Source organism: Variovorax sp. Varisp46 (assembly GCF_059491885.1).
Window position 1 is genome coordinate 2,050,883 of the sequence record NZ_CP168515.1, and the last position, 17,643, is coordinate 2,068,525.

A 17,643-nucleotide genomic window follows, 5' to 3' on the forward strand; every position below is an offset into this window, starting at 1 on the left:
GCGCCTAGCCGTCCAGCGGTACGCCGCCGCCGAAGCGGCAGATCCACTGGTCCATGAGTTCGCGCTGCACTGCGCTCATCGAGCGCTGCCAGGCCGCCAGCATTTCCCATTGCTTGCGCTGTGCCAGCAACATGCTCTTGCCGACGGCCATCTGCCAATTCATCACGGATTGAAGGTAGCCGGCTCCGAATGCAGTCGGGATCGTCGGGGTTATGGAAAAGGCGTCGTTGGGCATGAGAAATGTCTCCCATCGAAGAACTCGTGCTCGCTGCGCACGTTGCTGCCATGCTGCCGCGTGCAGTGGACATGCTCCCTGACCTGCTGCGCAAGAACCTGCGAAGCGCCGAGCCGAAGGACTTGCTCTGCGTGGTGATCGCCCCAGGCGACTGCATGAAAAAGCGACATTGAAGAACCCGTTGGAAAGAGGAAATGAAAGAGACGGAAGAAAAAAAGTTCGGCAGGCGCAAGGGCCCTACGCTTCGATGATCACTTTGAGCGCATGCGTCTCGGCGGCGCGCACGAAGGTGTCGTAGGCATCCAGCACCTGGTCCAGCGTGAAGCGGTGCGTGATCAGCCGGGCCGGGTCCACCTTGTGGGACTGCACCGTCTTCAGCAGCATCGGCGTGGACACGGTGTCGACCAGCCGCGTGGTGATCGCGATGTTCTGCGACCACAGCCGCTCCAGGTGAAGCTCGGCCGGGTGCCCGTGAACGCCGATGTTCGCGATGGTGCCGCCGGGCGCCACGATGTCCTGGCACAGCACGAAGGTGGCCGGTATGCCGACCGCCTCGATCGACACGTCGACGCCGCGGCCGCCGGTCAGCGCGAGCACCGCCTCGGCCGCCTTGCCGTCGGTGCTGTTGATCGTGTGCGTCGCGCCGAAGCGGCGCGCAACCTCCAGCCGGCCGTCGTCCAGATCGATCAGGATGATCTGCGACGGCGAATAGAACTGGGCCGTGAGCAGCGTGGCCAGGCCGATCGGCCCGGCGCCCACGATGGCCACCGTGCTGCCGGGCGCGACCTTGCCGTTGAGCACGCCGCACTCGAAACCGGTCGGCAGGATGTCGCTGAGCATCACCAGCGCCTCTTCGTCCGCGCCGGGCGGAACGGGATACAGGCTGGTGTCCGCATGCGGAATGCGCACGTACTCGGCCTGCGTGCCGTCGATGGTGTTGCCGAGAATCCAGCCACCGGTGGCGCAATGCGAATACATGCCGCGGCGGCAGTTCTCGCACTTGCCGCACGAAGAGATGCACGAGATCAGCACATGGTCGCCAGCCCTGAAGGCCGTGACGCCGGCGCCGACGCTCTCGATCACGCCCACACCCTCGTGCCCGAGGATGCGGCCCGGCGTGCAGGTCGGCACGTCGCCCTTGAGGATGTGCAGGTCGGTGCCGCAGATGGTCGTCTTGAGTATCTTGACGATGGCGTCGCCCGGCGCCTGGATCTCCGGCTTGGGATGGTCTTCGAGCGATTTGAGGCCGGGGCCCCTGTATACGAGTGCTTTCATGCCACCACGTTATGCCTCCCCGTTCGCGCGCCCTTGAGATAGCGCAAGGAATGCCTGCGTCGCCGTGCAGATGCCTTGACGCGCCGCCACGCCGGAGGACACTGAATGCATGAACACCTTCAGCCCATCGGCTGCGATCGTCGGATTGGCCGTGGCGCTGGGCATCGGCATGATGGTCGGCATCGAACGCGAACGCCGAAAGGGCGACGGCGACCGGCGCGCGGCCGCGGGGCTGCGCACCTTCGCCGTCGTGGCGCTGGCGGGTGCTGTCGCGCAGATTCTTCCCGTCCCGGCGCTCGTTCCCATCGGGGGAGCGCTCGTCGCCACGCTGGCGGCTGTGTCGCACTGGAAGAGCCGCTCGCAAGATCCGGGCATGACCACCGAGATCACCCTGTTCGCTACTTACCTGGTCGGCGTGCTGTGCATCATCGAGCCATCGCTTGGCGCGGCCTGCGGGACCGGCCTGGCACTGCTGCTGGCGGCGCGCCGCAGGCTGCATCGCTTTGCAACCGAGTTGCTCAGCGAGCAGGAACTGCACGACGGCATCCTGCTGGCGGCGCTCGCCCTCATCGCGCTGCCGCTCATTCCTTCCCGGCCCATCGAGATGCTCGGCGGCATCAATCCCCGGCCGCTGGCCTCCATGGTGCTGCTGATCATGGCGATACAGGCCGCGGGACAGGCAGCGGTGCGATGGCTCGGCGTGCGCGGCGGCCTGCTGGGTGCGGGCTTTGCATCAGGGTTCGTGTCGAGCACGGCCACCGTGGCCTCGTTCGGCAACCGTGCGCGCGAAAAGCCACCGCACACCGGCCTGCTGGCCGGTGCTGCGGCCTTGTCTGCGGTGGCCACCTGGGTGCTTGCGCTGGCAATGACCGCCGCCTTGTCGCCGCCGGCCGGGCTCGCGCTGTTGCCGGTGGCACTTGCCGGCGCGGCAGGCGCGGCGGCCGTGGGCCTGCTGCCGCTTCTGTCTTCCCGGCCATCAGCGGCGATCGAGGCGCCCGCCAGCACGCGCACCGCGCTGCGCCCGCGCGAAGCGTTCACCGTCGCGCTCGCGCTGGCGCTGGTTGCGCTGCTGGTGGGCACGGCGCAGCGGCACTTCGGCGACACCGGCCTGCAGGTCGGCATCGCGCTCGCGGCGCTGGTCGACGCGCACGCGCCCGTGGCCTCGCTCGCCTCGCTGCACGCGGCCGGCACCTTGTCTGTGGATCAGTTCGTCCGCGGCGTGCTCGTGGCGGTCGGAACCAACACGCTCACACGCTGCATGGTGGCCCTGGCTGCCGGCGGCAGGGCTTATGCGCTGCGCGTGGCAGCTGCGCTGGTAGCGAGCCTGGCCTGCGCATGCGCCGTCGCGGTCTGGCTCAAGGGGTGAGCCGCTTCATACGAACGCGAGCCCTGGCGCCGCCTGCGGGCCGCGGTACAGCCTGAGCGCAGGGTCCTCGACCACGTACTCCTCCACCCCACCCTCCGGCAGTCGCTTGCGTCGCGTGAAGGTCCAGGCGTAGGCCGGCTCGATGCCATGGCTCGCGTTGTCCGAAAGGGCAAGGCTGATGGTGCCGGCAGGCGCGATCGACAGCAGGTGCGAGTTGCGCATGCCGGGATGCCCTCGCTGCGCCTTGATCCAGCGCAAGACGCCGGGCCCGGCGGACTTCTAGAGTTCTCCTCATTCACCACATCCGTTCCTGAAATGAACACGCTGCGCTCAATCCTCGTCCACCTGGATGGCACCGAACGTGCCGAGGTGCGGCTGCGGCTCGCGCACCGGCTCGCGGCCATGCACGAGTCGGCATTGACCGCGCTCTTCGCGGTGTCCCCGTCCGTGCTGGCGGTGCTACCGCTGATGGGTGGAATTCCGTCGATGCCGATGGCCGGAGAGGTCGATCCCGATCACCGCGCCCATGCCGCAGCCGTGTTCGAGCGCCTTCTGCAAGACCACGCCAACCGCAGCGACTGGCGCGAACTGCGCGGCGAACCCGTCGTCGAGAGCTTCATCCAGCGCGCGCTCACCTGCGACCTCATGGTGCTGGGGCAGCGCAACCCGCGGGACGTGGCCGGTTTCGATGTGCCCGGCGACTTCGTCGAGGCAGTCATGCTCGGCAGCGGCAAGCCTGCATTGATCGTTCCTTTTGCCGGCAGGGTGTCCCCGAAGCCGGGGAAGGTGTTGGTCGCCTGGCGTTCGACACGCGAGTCCGCCCACGCACTTACCACTGCCCTGCCCATGCTGCAGGCGGCGAAGGAGGTCCACCTGGAGGCCTGCGCAGACAGCGAAGACCCCGTGCCGCCGATGTCCCGGCTGCGGGATTACCTGCGCCTGCACGGCATTGGGCAGGTGCAGGAGCACCGGACTCTGGAAGACAGCAGGCACGCCGGCCAAGCGCTGCTGTCGCTGGCGGGGAAGATCGGCGCCGGACTGATCGTCATGGGCGGCTATGGCCACAGCCGTGCGCGCGAACTCGTGCTCGGAGGCGCCACCCGCACGATGCTGGAGTCGGCCACGGTCCCGGTCTGGATGGCGCACTGAGCGGCGGCGCCCGCCAAAACTTCATCCGGCGGCTTTCCAGAGACGGACAAGGGCTTCAAGCGCTGGTCTCCTCCTTGTGCGCGCGTGCCGCCTTCCGAGCCGCATTGGGCGGCGCGCTGCAGCGCCTCCTCGACGCGGCCGGGCAGCGCGATGTCGCGCTTGAGCCCCGTCACGAGCTCAGCCGGCCCAGGCTCGTGCAACCGCTATTGCACGACTGCGCAGAGGCCGTCGGCGTCGCCGTTGCAGACATCGAATCGCCGGACCATGGCTCGGCGTCTGTCACCGTGCCTCAGCCCGGGATGCGCCAGGCCCCATCGGCCTGCCGGCATGCGCTGCCGCCGATGCTGTCGGACCGCCCGCCGACCGACACTTCCAGCTTGAAGTTGCGGCACCGGGCGCCGCGCTGGTCGAAGCTGCGCGTGGGCGTGAAAACGAAGCTGTCGCCCGTCTCGCGATTGCGCCAGACAGAGGACTCGCCGTTCGCCAGCGTTTCCAATGCACTCGCCGCGCGGCGGCGGTCGTTGTCGTCCATCGCCCTGGCCGCCACACTGCCGGGCGCCGTACCCGCGAGAGATCCGGTGAGCATGCTGCCGGCTGGTGTGCGCCCGGGAAAGCTGCCGCAGCCGGCCAGCGCCAGTGCAACGCACGAAGCGGAAAGAACCGGTGCAAGCTTCATTCGCATCTCCTGGGCGCTCGGCCGTTCAGGCGTAGGAACGCAGGCGCCGCGAAAAATCGGCCAGCGGCGCGATGCCGCTCGCCTCGGCGCGCTGGCACCAGTCCTGCAACTGCCGGGCGAGCTGCTCGCCGGTGGCCGTGGAACGGCTCCATAAGGCGGTCAGTTCCCCGCGCATCGCGTACATCGTAGCCAGCGCCTGCGATGCATTCAATGCCTGCAACACCTGCTGGTAACGCGACGGGCCGAGCAGGCCCTGGTCCTTGCCCAGCAATGGTTTCACCGCCTTGAGGGCGCGTGCGGCTTCCGGCGACATGCGACGCAGCCGGTCGAGTTCCGCGACGCAGGCCTTCTTCAGAGAGCGCGTGTAGTTCGACAGCACGTCGTAGTGGCAGCGGATGACTGCCTGCACCGTGGCGAGATCGACATTCGCCTTGGGCGCAACAAGGCGCGGCGTGGGTGCCACGTGCTTCACCGTCGCCAGCCCCAGGGCTTGCAGTGTGCGGATGTAAAGCCAGCCGATGTCGAACTCGAACCACTTGCTGGAGAGCTTGGCCGAGGCAGGAAAGGCGTGGTGATTGTTGTGCAGCTCTTCCCCGCCGATCAGGATGCCGATCGGCGAGATGTTCGTGCTGGCATCACGGGCCGGCCAGTTTCGGTAACCCCAGTAGTGGCCGATGCCGTTGACCACGCCGGCCGCCCAGAACGGGATCCACGCGATCTGCGTGAGCAGTATCAGGCCGCCAGGCAGCACGCCGAAGAGCACCATGTCCACGATGCCCATCAGCACGATGCCGAGGATCTTGTGCTTCGAATAGAGATTGCGCTCCAGCCAGTCGTCGGGCGTGCCGTGGCCGTAGCGCTCGAGCGTTTCCGCATGCCCCGCTTCGCGCACGTAGAGGAACACGCCGCCCCACAGCACCCTGTTGAGTCCGTACACCTGCGGGCTGTGCGGGTCTTCGGGTGTTTCGCACTTGGCGTGGTGCTTGCGGTGCACCGCGGCCCACTCCTTCGTCACCATGCCGGTGGTCAGCCACAGCCAGAAGCGGAAGAAATGGCTCACCGCCGGGTGCAGTTCGAGAGCGCGATGCGCCTGGTGGCGGTGCAGGAAGATGGTGACCGAAGCGATGGTGACGTGCGTGAGCGCCAGCGCGGCCAGCACAGCGCCCCACCAGGGAAGATCGAGAGCGCCGGAATAAAGCAGGGTTTGCATTCGTACCTCGTGAATAGTGCGGACGATTCTGCGGACTGCACTGGCTCCGGGCTTTGATGCAGGTCAACACGCCAGCCTCTCACCGTCCACCTGCGAGATCACTCGCCGGGTCTTGCCGCTGCGCCCGCAATGCGCACTTTCGCCGCCATGGCAATGGATATGGATGCCTCGCGCGCCCTGCGCCTCGAGGAATGCCGCGAGCACGGTGCGCGCCTTGTGCAGGGTCCGTCCGGCCTGTGCGCCCTGCCTCCGGGTCTTGAGCAGCAGATCGTGCGGCCCCTGCTGCACCAGCTGAAAGTCGAACAGGCCGGCCTCTTCCTCGAGCACCGTGCTGACGGCCAGCGTCACCACGCTGATTGCCGCCCCCCGCAGCGCCAGCCAGGCGCAGCGTGTCGTCGTCCCGCCCCTGCACCTCGATGGCCCTGCCATGGATCAAATGTCGGCGGCATATGCGGCTCCAGGTGGGTGGGCGTGCATGGCGGGTTCCTTCAGATCCCGAGCTTGCACCTGCGCCGCGGCGGCGGGTTGACGTGCATCAAGCCGAAGGCCGGCGCTGCGCTGCACCATGGACGATCACTTCGGAGCCTCCCTTGAGCATTCGCCATCTCGATCGCCTGCTGTCGCCGGCCTCAGTTGCCGTGTTCGGCGCCTCCAACCGGCCAGGCAGCGTTGGCGCCACGGTCTGGCGCAACCTGCGCGCCGGCAGCTTCGCGGGGCCGGTGTACGGCGTGAACCCTAAGCACGGCTCGCTCGATGGCGTGCCCATCTTCTCCAGCGCGGCGCATCTTCCCGCCGCGCCCGACCTGGCGTTGATCTGCACGCCGCCGGCCACGGTGGCGCCGTTGGTCGCGGAACTCGGCGCGCTCGGCACCCGCGCGGTGGTGATTGTCACGGCGGGTTTGAGCGCGCAGCAGAAGCAGGCCGCGCTGGAGGCGGCGCGCCCTTTCACGCTGCGCCTGCTCGGCCCCAACTGCCTCGGGCTGCTCAGTCCCCACATCGGCCTGAACGCCAGCTTCGCGCACGCCGATGCGCTGGCGGGCGACGTGGCCTTCGTCTCGCAGTCGGGTGCGCTGGTCACGGCCGTGCTCGACTGGACGCGCAGCCGCGGCGTCGGCCTGTCTCACCTGATCTCGCTGGGCGACCATTGCGACGTCGACTTCGGCGACCTGCTCGATCACCTGGCCAGCGACGCGCGCACACGGTCGATCCTGCTGTACGTGGAGGCGATCGAATCGCCGCGCAAGTTCATGTCTGCCGCACGGGCGGCCGCGCGCAACAAGCCGGTGATCGTGGTGAAGGCCGGACGCGCGGGCAACGGCGTGAAGGCCGCGGCCTCGCACACGGGCGCGCTGGCGGGTTCCGACATCGTCTACGACGCGGCCATCCAGCGAGCGGGCATGCTGCGCGTCGATACCTTGCAGGAGCTTTTCATCGCCGCGGAAACGCTGTCGCGCTTTCGCAGCAACCGGCACAGCACGCTCACGGTCATGACCAACGGCGGCGGTGCCGGCGTGATGGCCGCCGACGCGGCCGCGCGCGAAGGAGTCACGCTCGCCGCCCCGGCTGCGAAGCTGCTGGCCCGCCTCGACGCGGTGCTGCCCGCGAACTGGTCGCATGCCAACCCGATCGACATCATCGGCGACGCACCAGTCGAGCGCTATGCCGAGACACTCTCGGCCTTGCTGGCCGACGAATCGGCGGGCGCGGTGCTCTTCATGCATGCGCCGACGGCCATCGTGCGCAGCGAGGACATCGCGCGCGCCTGCATGCCGCTGGTGCGCAGCCACGCCTCGCGCGTGATGAGCACCTGGCTCGGCGACAACGCGGTGGCGCAGGCACGCAAGCTCTTCGAGGACGCAGGCGTCGCCGACTACGCCACGCCGGAAGAGGCAGTGCACGCCTTCGCGATGTTGCAGACCTACCGGCGCAACCAGGAGACCCTGATGGAGACGCCGAGCGCCTGCCGCAACGCCGCGCCCGACAGCGCATCGGTGCGGGCAACGCTCGCTGCCGCCGCGGCCGAGGGGCGCGAGTGGCTGGGCGAGCAGGAGGCAAAGTCGCTGCTGCAGGCCTACGGAATCGAGACGGTGCCCACGCTGGCAGTGGCAGCGACTGCCGAGGCGGCCGTCGAGGCGGCTCGCGGGCTGGGTTACCCGGTGGCGCTGAAGATCCTCTCGCGCGACATCACCCACAAGTCGGACGTGGGCGGCGTGCGGCTCGGGCTGTGCGATGAAGCCGCCCTGGGCAAAGCCGCCTGCGAGATGCTCGACACGGTGCGAGCAGCCAGGCCGCTGGCACGGATCGACGGCTTCACCGTGCAACGCACAGTGCACCGCCCGCATGCGCAGGAAGTCATCGTCGGCGCGAGCATGGACAGCGTCTTCGGCCCCGTGATCCTCTGCGGCCAGGGGGGCACGGCGGTCGAGGTGGTCGGCGACACAGCCATCGCGCTGCCGCCGCTGAACCGCGCGCTCGCGCACGAACTGGTGTCGCGCACGCGCGTGGCACGTCTTCTGGCGGGCTTTCGCGACCATCCGCCGGCCCGGCTCGATGCGCTGTACGACGTGCTCATCGCGGTGTCGCAGATGCTGGCCGACCTGCCGCAGCTGGCGGAACTGGACATCAACCCGCTGTGGGTCGACGAAAACGGCGCGCTGGCGCTCGACGCGCGCGTGCGGCTGTCGCCCACGCCGGTGGGCGGCGCGGAGCGCTTCGCCATCCTGCCCTACCCCGCGCAGTGGGTGCGCGCGCAGACCTGGAATGACCGTGCGATCGTGGTCAGGCCGATCCGGCCCGAGGACGAGGCGCAGCACCGGCGCTTTCTCGAGTCGCTGGATGCGGAAGACATCCGCATGCGCTTCTTCTCCACCCGCAAGGAACTGCCGCGCAGCGAGCTCGCGCGCCTGACCCAGATCGACTACGACCGCGAGATGGCCTTCATTGCCGAGGCCACCGACGCACAGGGCGGCGCCGAGACACTGGGCGTGGCCCGCACGGTGAGCGACCCCGACAACGTGGAGGCCGAGTTCGCGATCGTCGTGCGCTCCGACCTCAAGGGCCAGGGGCTGGGCGCACTGTTGTTCGAACGCCTGATCGAGCATGCGCGCCGCCGCGGCATCGAGCGGCTGGTCGGCCTCGTGCTGCGCGAGAACACCCGCATGCTGAAGCTCTCGGCCGCGATGGGCTTCAAGGCCGATCCGGCAGAGCCGCCCTCTTCGGGTCTGCGGCGGATGGTGCTGGAACTGAAGACTTCAGCAAGCCCGTCGTGCTCGTCGGCGTGAACCCGTAGAAGCGCCCGTTGAGGTAGCGGGCGACCTCCATGATGTCTTCGTCGCGCCAGCCGAGCGAGGAGGCCTGCTGCCAGCGCCGCACCTGTTCCTCGAGGCTGTTCCAGTCGTAAACCAGCTTCCTGCCGCAACAGAAAGCCAACTTGATCCAGCGCAACGAACCCTCTGATGCGAGCGCCTAAATTGAAGCTTCCTCAACTCCCCCATGGAGCATCGCGCATGAACACCGCACTGTCCCGCCTGGACCGGATCGAAAACCTCTTTCCCGACATACTGCGCCGCTGGGCACGCCCCATGCAGCTGATCGACGAAGCCGAGTTGCCCGCCGACATCCGCGTCGACGTCACCGAGAACGACAAGGAATACCTCGTCACCGCCGAGATCCCCGGCGCCAAGAAAGAAGACGTGCGCGTGTCGGTCGACGGCAGCTACGTCTCGATCTCCGCCGAGATCAAGAAGGACGAGGAGAAGAAGCAGGGCCGCTCCATCGTCCGGGAAACCTACCACGGCAGCGTGTCGCGCGGCTTCTCGCTGGCCAGCGAAGTCGATGACAAGAACGCCGTGGCGAAGCTCGAGGACGGTGTGCTGCGCCTGACGCTGCCCAAGCGCGCGAACAGCACCCACAATGTTCTGAAGATCCAGTAGCCACGCCCCGACCGGCGCTGCCGGCAGCGGGCTTCCCGCGCGGACCGCCCAGGTCTTCCGGGGAACCCGCATGCTCAGCGCCTACATCACCCATCCCGACTGCTCGCGCCACGACATGGGCGCGGGCCATCCGGAATGCCCAGAGCGGCTTTCCGCCATCCATGACCGGCTGCTGATCGCTGGCCTGCTCGACTACATGGCGCCGTACGACGCGCCCCTTGCCACGCGCACCCAGCTGGCGCGCGCGCACACGATGTCGTACGTGCGTGCACTCATTGCCGAAGCCCCTGCCGAAGGCCTGCGCTTCGTCGACCCCGACACCCTCATGAACCCGCACACCGTGCAGGCCGCGCTGCGCGCCGCCGGTGCCGCGGTGCTGGCAACCGACCTGGTGCTGGCGGGCAAGGCACCCACGGCCTTCTGCAACGTGCGCCCGCCAGGCCACCATGCCACGCGCGATGCGGCCATGGGGTTTTGCTTCTTCAACAATGTGGCAGTGGGCATCCGGCATGCGCTGCAGGTTCACAGCCAGCAGCGCGTGGCCCTGATCGACTTCGACGTGCACCACGGCAACGGCAGCGCCGACATCTTCCGCGGCGACGATCGCGTGCTCATGTGCTCCATCTTCGAGAAAGGGATCTACCCCTTCTCGGGCGAGGATGACAACGGCCCGGGCATGGTGAACGTGGGCTTGCCCGCGCGCTCGGGCGGCGATGCGTTCCGCGCGGCGGTCACCGGGCGCTGGCTGCCCGCGCTCGAAGCCTTCGCGCCGCAGCTCGTCTACATCTCCGCGGGCTTCGACGGGCACCGGGAGGACGACATGGGCAACCTCGGCCTGGTGGAGCGCGACTACGCCTGGGTCACGCGGCAGATCATGGACGTGGCGCAGCGGCATTGCCGCGGCCGTGTCGTCTCTTGCCTCGAGGGCGGCTATGAGCTCAGCGCCCTCGCCCGCAGCGCCGCGGCGCATGTCAAGGTCCTGATAGGCGCTGACTGACCACGGTGCCGGGCCGTGGCAGGGAATGTCCGGTGGGCACGGTGTCCAGCACACGAAGGCGGTGTAAGCGCGGGTTTGCGCTTCCTCCAGTCACGCTCGATCCACCAGTTGCGGCTGCAGTGGGCGTACCCCGGACCGTTTCGATCATTGGCTTGATCTGCATCAAGCGCCGCTCTGGCCACCGTCGCGCGAGCGGTCGCGAACGCCATAGACTTTGCGAATCCAGAATTCCAGAGAACCCAAGTCATGAAGATACTTGTCGCGATTGATGGATCCAAGAACTCGCTGCGCGCTGTCAAATACGCCGCCAGGCTTGCGCACCTCCTGCGTACCGCATCGAAAAAGATCACCCTGATCAGCGTGCATGACGACACCGGCCTGCGCCATGCCAGGGCCCTCGTTGGCAAAGCGGAAGTCGCGGATTATCTGAGAGAACTCAGCGAGAAGGAGCTCAAGTCCGCCCGAAAGCTACTGAAGGACGATGGCATTGGCTACGACATGGAGATCCGCACCGGCCACGTGGCTCAAGAAATCATCGACTGCGCAAATGCAGGCAAATTCGACATGATCGTGCTGGGCTCGAAGGGCCGTAGCGCGGTGGCAGATCTGCTGCTCGGCTCCGTGGCGCAGCGCGTGCTCTCGAACGCCAAGCAGCCCGTTGTGATCGTGAAGTGATGCCGACCGGCGGGCCGAAGCTTCGCCTGTTGCGCCAAATCAAGGTTCACTTAAGCGCGCACGGTGACTTGAGCCGAAGTAGTCGATGGAATCAAGATTCCCGAAGGCGTCGACCCATACAAGCACCCATTTTGGAACATCTAGAGAAATTTCCATGAAATGCATTCGCGCAGTCGCCGGCTCGTTTGCCATTCTCGCCGTCGTCGCTTCGCCGTCCGCCTGGAGCGCGGACCCTGCGGCCGATTCCAATGCTGCGGGAAACGACCGCCAAGGCGTCGACCTCGGCTCCCACAGGAGTGAATCTCCAATCGACCGCACACAAGATCGCGATCGTCGCGATCAACAGCCCCTTGAACAACGGCGACGCCGCTGGACGCAGTGACGATGCGGCGCGAATTGTTGTCGCTATCGAGGAAAATATTTCTAAAAAAAGAATTCGTGCAGGTGATGATGATTCATGTCGATTACGTGCAGCAGCAGGCAGGTCGCTCGGACCTTGTCCAAGGTTTCAATTTCAACAAAGCTCCGAGCGGTGCTTCTGTGCCGCACAAGACATAGACAGATCGATCAACCGACTGACTTGAAAGGGGTCTCCCTATGAACTGGCGCAGCACGCAGGACCGCTACAGCTCAGCATCCATCGGCATGCACTGGCTGATGTTGCTGTTGATCGCCGCAGTCTACGCGTGCATCGAACTGCGAGGCAATTTTCCCAAGGGGAGCTACATTCGCGAAGGATTGAAGACTTGGCATTTCATGCTGGGCATCGGCGTGCTGGTGTTGGTCGCCATCCGCGTCCTGCTCAGGCTTGGCGACCGCACGCCCCCGATCCAGCCTGCACCGCCGAGATGGCAAAGCCGCCTTTCGAAGGTGATGCACTATGCGCTCTATGGCCTGATGATCGGTATGCCGCTGCTTGGATGGCTGACTTTGAGCGGCGAGGGCAAGCAGATCCCGTTTTTCGGTATGCACTTGCCTTCGATCATTGGTGAAAGCAAGTCAATCGCCGATTGGTGCAAGGAAATCCATGAAGCGGGCGGAACAATAGGCTATTTCCTGATCGGTGCACATGCTGCCGCCGCTCTCTATCACCACTACTTTCTCCGCGACAACACGCTCGACCGTATGCTGCCGATCCAGCGCCGCTGAAGGCAGCTTGGCCACGGCGCTCGGTCTCGGAGCTTCAGGGGGGCGCCAAACCCGCCGCTTCGACGCCAGCCTCGATGCGAACGATCGGCAGCTGAGAACGCACGAAGCTCAAGGCGTATTGAAGCTCGCCGAGGCTCTCGGCATGCAGCGTGAAGAGAGGATCACCACGCTTGACGCGGTCCTGAACCCGCACGTGCACCGAGGCGCCCGCGGCCGGATCGCGCGGCGCACCTGCCAGCTTGGCCGTGCGCGCCACGAGGCGGGTGTCGATGGCCGACACCACGCCGTCCACGGGTGCACACACGCGGTGCATGTGGGCCGCCTTGGGTGGCACGCGCAAGCCGCCCTGCGCCTCGCAGATTGCGATAAATTTTGCCAGGGCGCGGCCATCGTCCAGCACCTCGCGCGCCAGCGACCTTCCCATGCCAGGCGCAGCCTTGTCCGCCATCTCGAGGCTCAGCCCGGCCAGTACGAGTGCGCGTTCCCGCAGGTCTTGCGGAGCGCCAGCCGTGCGTTCGAGTACAGCCATCACGTCCATCGCCTCGAGGGCCGGACCTACACCCCGGCCGACGGGCTGGTTCCCATCGGTCAATACTGTCTGCACCTGCAAGCCCAGCGCCGCGCCCACCGCTACCAGGCTGCGCGAAAGCCGGTCCGCCGCAGCCGGGTTGCGTACCTTGGTCAACGCACCCACCGGGATGTCGATCAACACACGCTGCGAACCCATGGCGGCCTTCTTGGACAGGATGGACGCCACCATGAGACCCTCGCTGTCGATGCTCAACGGCCTCTCCACGCGAATCAACATGTCGTCGGCGGGGCTGATGCGCATGGCGTTGCCCCAGGCGATGCAGCCTCCTTCTTGCTCGACGACACGGCGCATTGCCGCCATGTCCAGGTCGACCGGTGCCAGCGTCTCCATCACGTCGGCTGTTCCGGCTGCCGAGGTGATGGCGCGCGACGAGGTCTTGGGCATCACCACGCCGCATGCAGCGACGATGGGCACCACGATCAGCGTCGTCCGATTGCCAGGCAGTCCGCCGATGCAATGCTTGTCCACCACAGGCGACGTTCCCCAGTCGAGGCGTTCCCCCACATCGACCATCGCGCGCGTGAGCGCCACGGTCTCGTCGAAGTCGAGGCCATCGCCGGCGCAAAGCGTCACGAACGAAGCCAGGTGGATGTCGGGAACACGCCCGCGGCTCACGTCGTTCATCAATGCGCGCAGCGCCACATAGTCCAGCCGTCCTCCGTGAAGCTTGGTGCGAAGATGAGTCAGCGAATCGAGGACGGGCGGGTGCCGCACCACCAGTTCGTCGCCTTCGGCCGCGCCCATCAGGTTCCAGGCGGATTCTGAAAGCGCGATTTCGTCGTTCCGAAGCCAACTGCTGCTCACCTGGTGCAGGATCGCAAGCAGGTGGTGGCCACTGGAGGAAATTAGCTCGACTTGCGCCTGGGACTGAAAGCCCTCGGCTCGGCAGACATCGCAGTCGCTGCGCATGTAGACCACGGGCTGCTGGTAGGTGTCAATGCCCGCGCGGCGGGCTAGCAGACGGTTGACTGACATGGGGATCGTTCCTCGAAGCGACAAGAGCCCGCGGCGACTCAGGCGGCGACTGCAACACGGGTCTCCACCGTCGCAGTGCCGGCCTCGCCGTTGGGCCCTGCACGCACCAACGGCGCCGGGATCGACGTGCGACTCTGCAGCGCGCGTCCGAAATCCCGGCAATTCCCTTGCGCGCCTGCGACGATCAGCCCGGCGCCCCAGGCCCCGGCCTGTTCGGCGTCGATGTCGGCGACATGGGCCATCCGCGTGGTGAAGGGCAGCGTCCCGGCCGCAATGCCTGCAGCCTGCGCGCACTCCCTGCCCTGCTGCAGGACCTGCTCGCCGGCCTCCTGCATCCACGCAATCAGGTCCGTGCCGCCGCCATCGCCACCGTGGTACCTCGATGCATTGACGACGTGCACGAGCCGCAGTGCCGAGCCGTCGCGCGCGGCCAGGCCGATGGCCTCGTCCAGTCCTCTCAACGAGGCGGCGCTGCTGCCCAGGGAAACAAGAATTCTTGAATTCATGGCAGATGTCCAGTTGTGCGGCAGTGCGGATCGGGTGAGCTGAAACGACAGTCTCTTCGCGTCGCGCCGCGGCGCCTTGACGCGCATCAAGCCGCCGGCGAGTTCGAACGATGTTGATGTGGCGCAAGACCGGCGCGCTCGCGCGGCAGAAGAATTCGTCTGCCCGTCGCGCCCGGGGCCGGCGGCAGGTGCCCGTTTCAAACGGTCCCGAGGAGAAAGCCATGTCCGTTTACAAGCACATACTGGTCCCGCTGGACGGCAGCCCAACGGCCGACCGCGGCCTGCAGGAGGCCGTCCGCTTGGCCCGTGAACTCAAGAGCAAGCTGCGGCTGCTCCACGTGATCGATGACTTTCCGATGCTGATGGAGATGTCGGCGATCTCCAGCTTCGAGGCCGGCCTGCAGAGGATGAGGGAATACGGCGAATCGGTCCTGACCGGGGCCCTGGCCCAGGCCACCGAGGCCGGCGTGGAAGCGCAAACCGTGCTGCGCGAAATCACGCAGGGCCGCGTCGCCGACATCGTGATCGAGGAAGCCGGCAAGGCCGCCTGCGACCTGATCGTGATGGGCACCCATGGCCGCCGCGGTCTCAGTCGGTTGGCTCTTGGCAGCGACGCCGACCGCGTCGCACGAAGCAGCCCAGTGCCGGTGCTGCTGGTACGTGCTGCAACCGCCCGTTGATCCGTTCGCAGTCCCCCAACCCCTTCATCTTCGACAGACTGGATAAACATGACATCCATCGCACTTCGCGCCCTCGTGGCGTCGACCGCCCTCGCATTCGGTGCCTGCGCCTTCGCCACGGACTACACAGCGCCCGCGCAACTGAGCTCGCCGGAAGGTACGGTCCAGAAAACACGCGATGCCGCCATCCGTGCCGCGCGAGACGCGGAGAAGGCGGCCCGCAAAGCGGCCGATGTCGCCAGGGCCGCCGCGGAAAAGAGCAAGGTCACCACCGGCAAGGTATCCAAGGCCCTGGCCGAAGGTATCCGCCAGGCCGCGCGCAAAGCCGCGCAAGCCGCGACGCGGGTGGAAGAAAAGACCGCCGCCTCGGCCAGCAAGGCGCTCGACGAGAGCAAGGAAGCGGCGCGCGCAGCGCAGGAAGAAAGCGCCAAGGCCGCGGCTGCGTCCAGGGAAGCGTTGGCCAGGGCCGAAGAGTCGGTCGGCCGCTCTGCTCAGGCCGGCAAGGAAGAAGCCGAGAAGGCGGCGCAGGCCACGCGCGAGGCGCTCGACAAGGCGCAGGAAGCCGCACGCTCGGCCGCCAAGGCCGCCGCAGACGCCTCCGCACGTACGCTCGAGGCCATCAAGCATGCGGCCCGCTCGGTGGGTGCCGACAAGAAGTAACGCCCACCCGATCTTCTGAAAGGAAAGCCAGGAGATCGCCGACCAGCTGTCGATCAGCGCGCGGACGGTGTGCGCGCACATAAAGAACATCTGCCGCAAGCTGCGGGTGCACACGCGCGCGCACGCAGTGAACTCAGCCGCCAGCCTGGGGCTGCTCTAGCGGTCCGTCAGTGCGCCATCAGGACCGGGAGGGTGGCGCGCGCCAGCACGTCGCGCGTCACACCGCCCAGCACGCGCTCGCGCAGGCGGGCGTGGCCATAGCCGCCCATCACGAGCAGATCGGCTTCCAGTGCCTCGGCGCGATGCAACAGGGCTTCGGAGATGCGCAGGGATGTCGTCGAGCGCTCGATCGTGGCCTGGACGCCATGACGCAACAACCAGCCGCTCATCGCCCAGGAGGCCGGCGCATGGGCTGTATCTGGTCCGTCGCGCACAAGGGAGAGCAATGTGACGTGCGCCGCCTTGCACAGTAGCGGCATCGCGCCGCGCAGCGAGATCGACGCTTCCCTGCTCCCGTCCCAGGCCACGAGAACCCTGTCAAGAACATGCGCAACGCGCCCCGCACGCGGAACGATGAGCACGGGCCGGCCCGCGTCCAGCATGACCTCCCCGGGCAGCCGGCGCTCCGCATCGCCCACAACTGCAGCTTCGTCCGCCTGCCCCGCGACAATCAGGTCGCTGGCACGACCGAGACGGACGATGGCCTGCGCAGGTTCGCCGTCCACCAGCCGCGTGTCGCAGGGCAGCGGGGTTGCACCCGCGAGCCGGCTGCGAAACACGTGCGCGACGGTTTCGGCCCGCCTGCGAAGGTACAGGGATGCCTCGACGAGGACATCGGCCCCATCTTTCGTGCAGGGAATCGGGCGTGCCGAAGCGCACTCAGCCGGCACGCTGGTCGGCACGATGCCTATGAGGTGGCTGCGATGCAGCCTGGCAAGCCGGGCCGCCAGCAGGGTACGGACCTCGCACCGCTCGGTGTGGTCGAGGTGAACAGAGATGGTCGAAAGCATCACGCTCTTCCTCGCGCTGCGGCCGCCTTGCGGCCGGCATGCTTCCGGTGCGCAAGCTCGGGCGAGGCTGTGACCAGTCTCTCGTGCAAGGTCCGCAAGGCATCGTTCACCACGGCCCGCCGGGTTGGTGCAGCGGCGACTGGAGCAGCCGGCGCGGTTTCATGCGAAAGGCGACCCTCGTCCGGATGCCGGAACGCCTGCATCGGCGCCATGGCCAGAGCCGGCCAGTCCTCGGCCCGCATGACGGCATCCGTCTCGGCGCGGGTCAGTGCGATGCCGTCCTGCAGGATGCGCGATCCGATCGTCTCGAACATCTCGAGCGAGTGCAGCCAGATGCCGTACTGCGCCTTGCACAGCGCCAGCGGAAAAGTGAAGCCGGAGTTCATGGTGTGTCCTCTTGCCCGACGGGGCGTTCACACGAATGCTGACGCCGCACCGCCCTGCCCGGCTTGCGCGGGATCAAGGCAACACAAAGCCACGCCTCCTGTATCGGTTGTTACCGGTTTGAGCGACATCAACCCTGCACACGCTCGCATGCCCATACTGGAACGTCCGT

20 protein-coding genes and 1 pseudogene are annotated in these 17,643 nt (G+C 67.0%); 11 read left to right on the forward strand and 10 right to left on the reverse strand.

Annotated elements, in window-relative coordinates:
- Positions 1 to 4: 4 nt before the first annotated feature.
- Positions 5 to 235 carry a hypothetical protein gene (locus tag ACEN9N_RS09640; protein ID WP_495655944.1) on the reverse strand — a complete coding sequence of 77 codons (231 nt, stop codon included), beginning with the start codon at positions 233 to 235 and terminating at the stop codon, positions 5 to 7.
- A 5-nt stretch (positions 236 to 240) separates the two neighbouring features.
- Here ACEN9N_RS09640 and ACEN9N_RS09645 point away from each other — a divergent pair, with 5 nt between their 5' ends.
- Positions 241 to 408 carry a hypothetical protein gene (locus ACEN9N_RS09645; RefSeq protein WP_495655945.1) on the forward strand — a complete coding sequence of 56 codons (168 nt, stop codon included), beginning with the start codon at positions 241 to 243 and terminating at the stop codon, positions 406 to 408.
- Between the two features lie 64 nt (positions 409 to 472).
- On the opposite strand, the gene ACEN9N_RS09650 is transcribed toward ACEN9N_RS09645, so the two are convergent.
- Positions 473 to 1,510, reverse strand: a complete 1,038-nt coding sequence (locus ACEN9N_RS09650; RefSeq protein WP_495655946.1) for a zinc-dependent alcohol dehydrogenase family protein — start codon at positions 1,508 to 1,510, stop codon at positions 473 to 475.
- Between the two features lie 109 nt (positions 1,511 to 1,619).
- Between ACEN9N_RS09650 and ACEN9N_RS09655 the strand changes: the two genes are divergently transcribed.
- Positions 1,620 to 2,876, forward strand: a complete 1,257-nt coding sequence (locus ACEN9N_RS09655; RefSeq protein WP_495655947.1) for an MgtC/SapB family protein — start codon at positions 1,620 to 1,622, stop codon at positions 2,874 to 2,876.
- A 42-nt stretch (positions 2,877 to 2,918) separates the two neighbouring features.
- Here ACEN9N_RS09655 and ACEN9N_RS09660 read toward each other — a convergent pair.
- A pseudogene (locus ACEN9N_RS09660) lies at positions 2,919 to 3,101 on the reverse strand (ribonucleotide reductase barrel domain-containing protein); the annotation flags it as partial.
- Positions 3,102 to 3,191: 90 nt separating this feature from the next.
- On the opposite strand from ACEN9N_RS09660, the gene ACEN9N_RS09665 reads away from it, so the two are divergent.
- Positions 3,192 to 4,025: a universal stress protein gene (locus ACEN9N_RS09665; RefSeq protein ID WP_495655948.1), complete on the forward strand. Its 834-nt coding sequence runs from the start codon at positions 3,192 to 3,194 to the stop codon at positions 4,023 to 4,025.
- A gap of 289 nt (positions 4,026 to 4,314) precedes the next feature.
- On the opposite strand, the gene ACEN9N_RS09670 is transcribed toward ACEN9N_RS09665, so the two are convergent.
- The 3 genes from ACEN9N_RS09670 to ACEN9N_RS09680 all read right to left on the reverse strand — a co-directional run bounded on the left by ACEN9N_RS09670 (position 4,315) and on the right by ACEN9N_RS09680 (position 6,259).
- Positions 4,315 to 4,701, reverse strand: coding sequence for an RT0821/Lpp0805 family surface protein (locus ACEN9N_RS09670; RefSeq protein ID WP_495655949.1), 387 nt, complete (start codon positions 4,699 to 4,701; stop codon positions 4,315 to 4,317).
- Positions 4,702 to 4,726: 25 nt separating this feature from the next.
- Positions 4,727 to 5,911, reverse strand: coding sequence for a DesA family fatty acid desaturase (locus tag ACEN9N_RS09675; protein WP_495655950.1), 1,185 nt, complete (start codon positions 5,909 to 5,911; stop codon positions 4,727 to 4,729).
- Positions 5,912 to 5,974: 63 nt separating this feature from the next.
- Positions 5,975 to 6,259, reverse strand: coding sequence for a hypothetical protein (locus ACEN9N_RS09680; RefSeq protein ID WP_495655951.1), 285 nt, complete (start codon positions 6,257 to 6,259; stop codon positions 5,975 to 5,977).
- Positions 6,260 to 6,501: 242 nt separating this feature from the next.
- Here ACEN9N_RS09680 and ACEN9N_RS09685 point away from each other — a divergent pair, with 242 nt between their 5' ends.
- The 5 genes from ACEN9N_RS09685 to ACEN9N_RS09705 all read left to right on the forward strand — a co-directional run bounded on the left by ACEN9N_RS09685 (position 6,502) and on the right by ACEN9N_RS09705 (position 12,664).
- A complete protein-coding gene (locus ACEN9N_RS09685; RefSeq protein WP_495655952.1) occupies positions 6,502 to 9,192 on the forward strand; it encodes a bifunctional acetate--CoA ligase family protein/GNAT family N-acetyltransferase in 2,691 nt (896 codons plus the stop codon).
- Between the two features lie 225 nt (positions 9,193 to 9,417).
- Positions 9,418 to 9,843, forward strand: a complete 426-nt coding sequence (locus ACEN9N_RS09690; RefSeq protein WP_495655953.1) for an Hsp20/alpha crystallin family protein — start codon at positions 9,418 to 9,420, stop codon at positions 9,841 to 9,843.
- A gap of 70 nt (positions 9,844 to 9,913) precedes the next feature.
- The gene (locus ACEN9N_RS09695; protein WP_495655954.1) at positions 9,914 to 10,840 is read left to right on the forward strand and encodes a histone deacetylase family protein; all 927 of its coding nucleotides are present in this window, start codon (positions 9,914 to 9,916) and stop codon (positions 10,838 to 10,840) included.
- 246 nt (positions 10,841 to 11,086) lie between these two features.
- A complete protein-coding gene (locus ACEN9N_RS09700) occupies positions 11,087 to 11,515 on the forward strand; it encodes a universal stress protein (RefSeq protein ID WP_007827760.1) in 429 nt (142 codons plus the stop codon).
- A 597-nt stretch (positions 11,516 to 12,112) separates the two neighbouring features.
- Positions 12,113 to 12,664 carry a cytochrome b gene (locus ACEN9N_RS09705; RefSeq protein WP_495655955.1) on the forward strand — a complete coding sequence of 184 codons (552 nt, stop codon included), beginning with the start codon at positions 12,113 to 12,115 and terminating at the stop codon, positions 12,662 to 12,664.
- Positions 12,665 to 12,698: 34 nt separating this feature from the next.
- Here ACEN9N_RS09705 and ACEN9N_RS09710 read toward each other — a convergent pair whose 3' ends face one another.
- Entirely contained in the window at positions 12,699 to 14,231 is a 1,533-nt protein-coding gene (locus ACEN9N_RS09710; protein ID WP_007827765.1) for a thymidine phosphorylase family protein, read from the reverse strand.
- Between the two features lie 38 nt (positions 14,232 to 14,269).
- Positions 14,270 to 14,737 (reverse strand): universal stress protein, encoded by a 468-nt coding sequence (locus ACEN9N_RS09715; protein ID WP_495655956.1) that lies wholly within the window; start codon positions 14,735 to 14,737, stop codon positions 14,270 to 14,272.
- 110 nt (positions 14,738 to 14,847) lie between these two features.
- Between ACEN9N_RS09715 and ACEN9N_RS09720 the strand changes: the two genes are divergently transcribed.
- From ACEN9N_RS09720 to ACEN9N_RS09730, 3 genes are all read left to right on the forward strand, one after another.
- Positions 14,848 to 15,417 carry a universal stress protein gene (locus ACEN9N_RS09720; RefSeq protein ID WP_495655957.1) on the forward strand — a complete coding sequence of 190 codons (570 nt, stop codon included), beginning with the start codon at positions 14,848 to 14,850 and terminating at the stop codon, positions 15,415 to 15,417.
- Positions 15,418 to 15,465: 48 nt separating this feature from the next.
- A complete protein-coding gene (locus ACEN9N_RS09725; protein ID WP_495655958.1) occupies positions 15,466 to 16,077 on the forward strand; it encodes a hypothetical protein in 612 nt (203 codons plus the stop codon).
- 67 nt (positions 16,078 to 16,144) lie between these two features.
- Complete coding sequence (locus ACEN9N_RS09730) at positions 16,145 to 16,237, forward strand: helix-turn-helix domain-containing protein (RefSeq protein WP_237726022.1); 93 nt, start codon at positions 16,145 to 16,147, stop codon at positions 16,235 to 16,237.
- Positions 16,238 to 16,244: 7 nt separating this feature from the next.
- Here the strand turns inward: ACEN9N_RS09730 and ACEN9N_RS09735 are convergent, their stop codons facing one another.
- Together ACEN9N_RS09735 and ACEN9N_RS09740 are read right to left on the reverse strand one after the other, a co-directional pair.
- Positions 16,245 to 17,087 (reverse strand): universal stress protein, encoded by an 843-nt coding sequence (locus tag ACEN9N_RS09735; RefSeq protein WP_495655959.1) that lies wholly within the window; start codon positions 17,085 to 17,087, stop codon positions 16,245 to 16,247.
- Positions 17,087 to 17,473 carry a hypothetical protein gene (locus ACEN9N_RS09740; RefSeq protein ID WP_495655960.1) on the reverse strand — a complete coding sequence of 129 codons (387 nt, stop codon included), beginning with the start codon at positions 17,471 to 17,473 and terminating at the stop codon, positions 17,087 to 17,089. The genes ACEN9N_RS09735 and ACEN9N_RS09740 overlap by 1 nt, the downstream gene beginning before the upstream one ends.
- Positions 17,474 to 17,643: the final 170 nt, after the last annotated feature.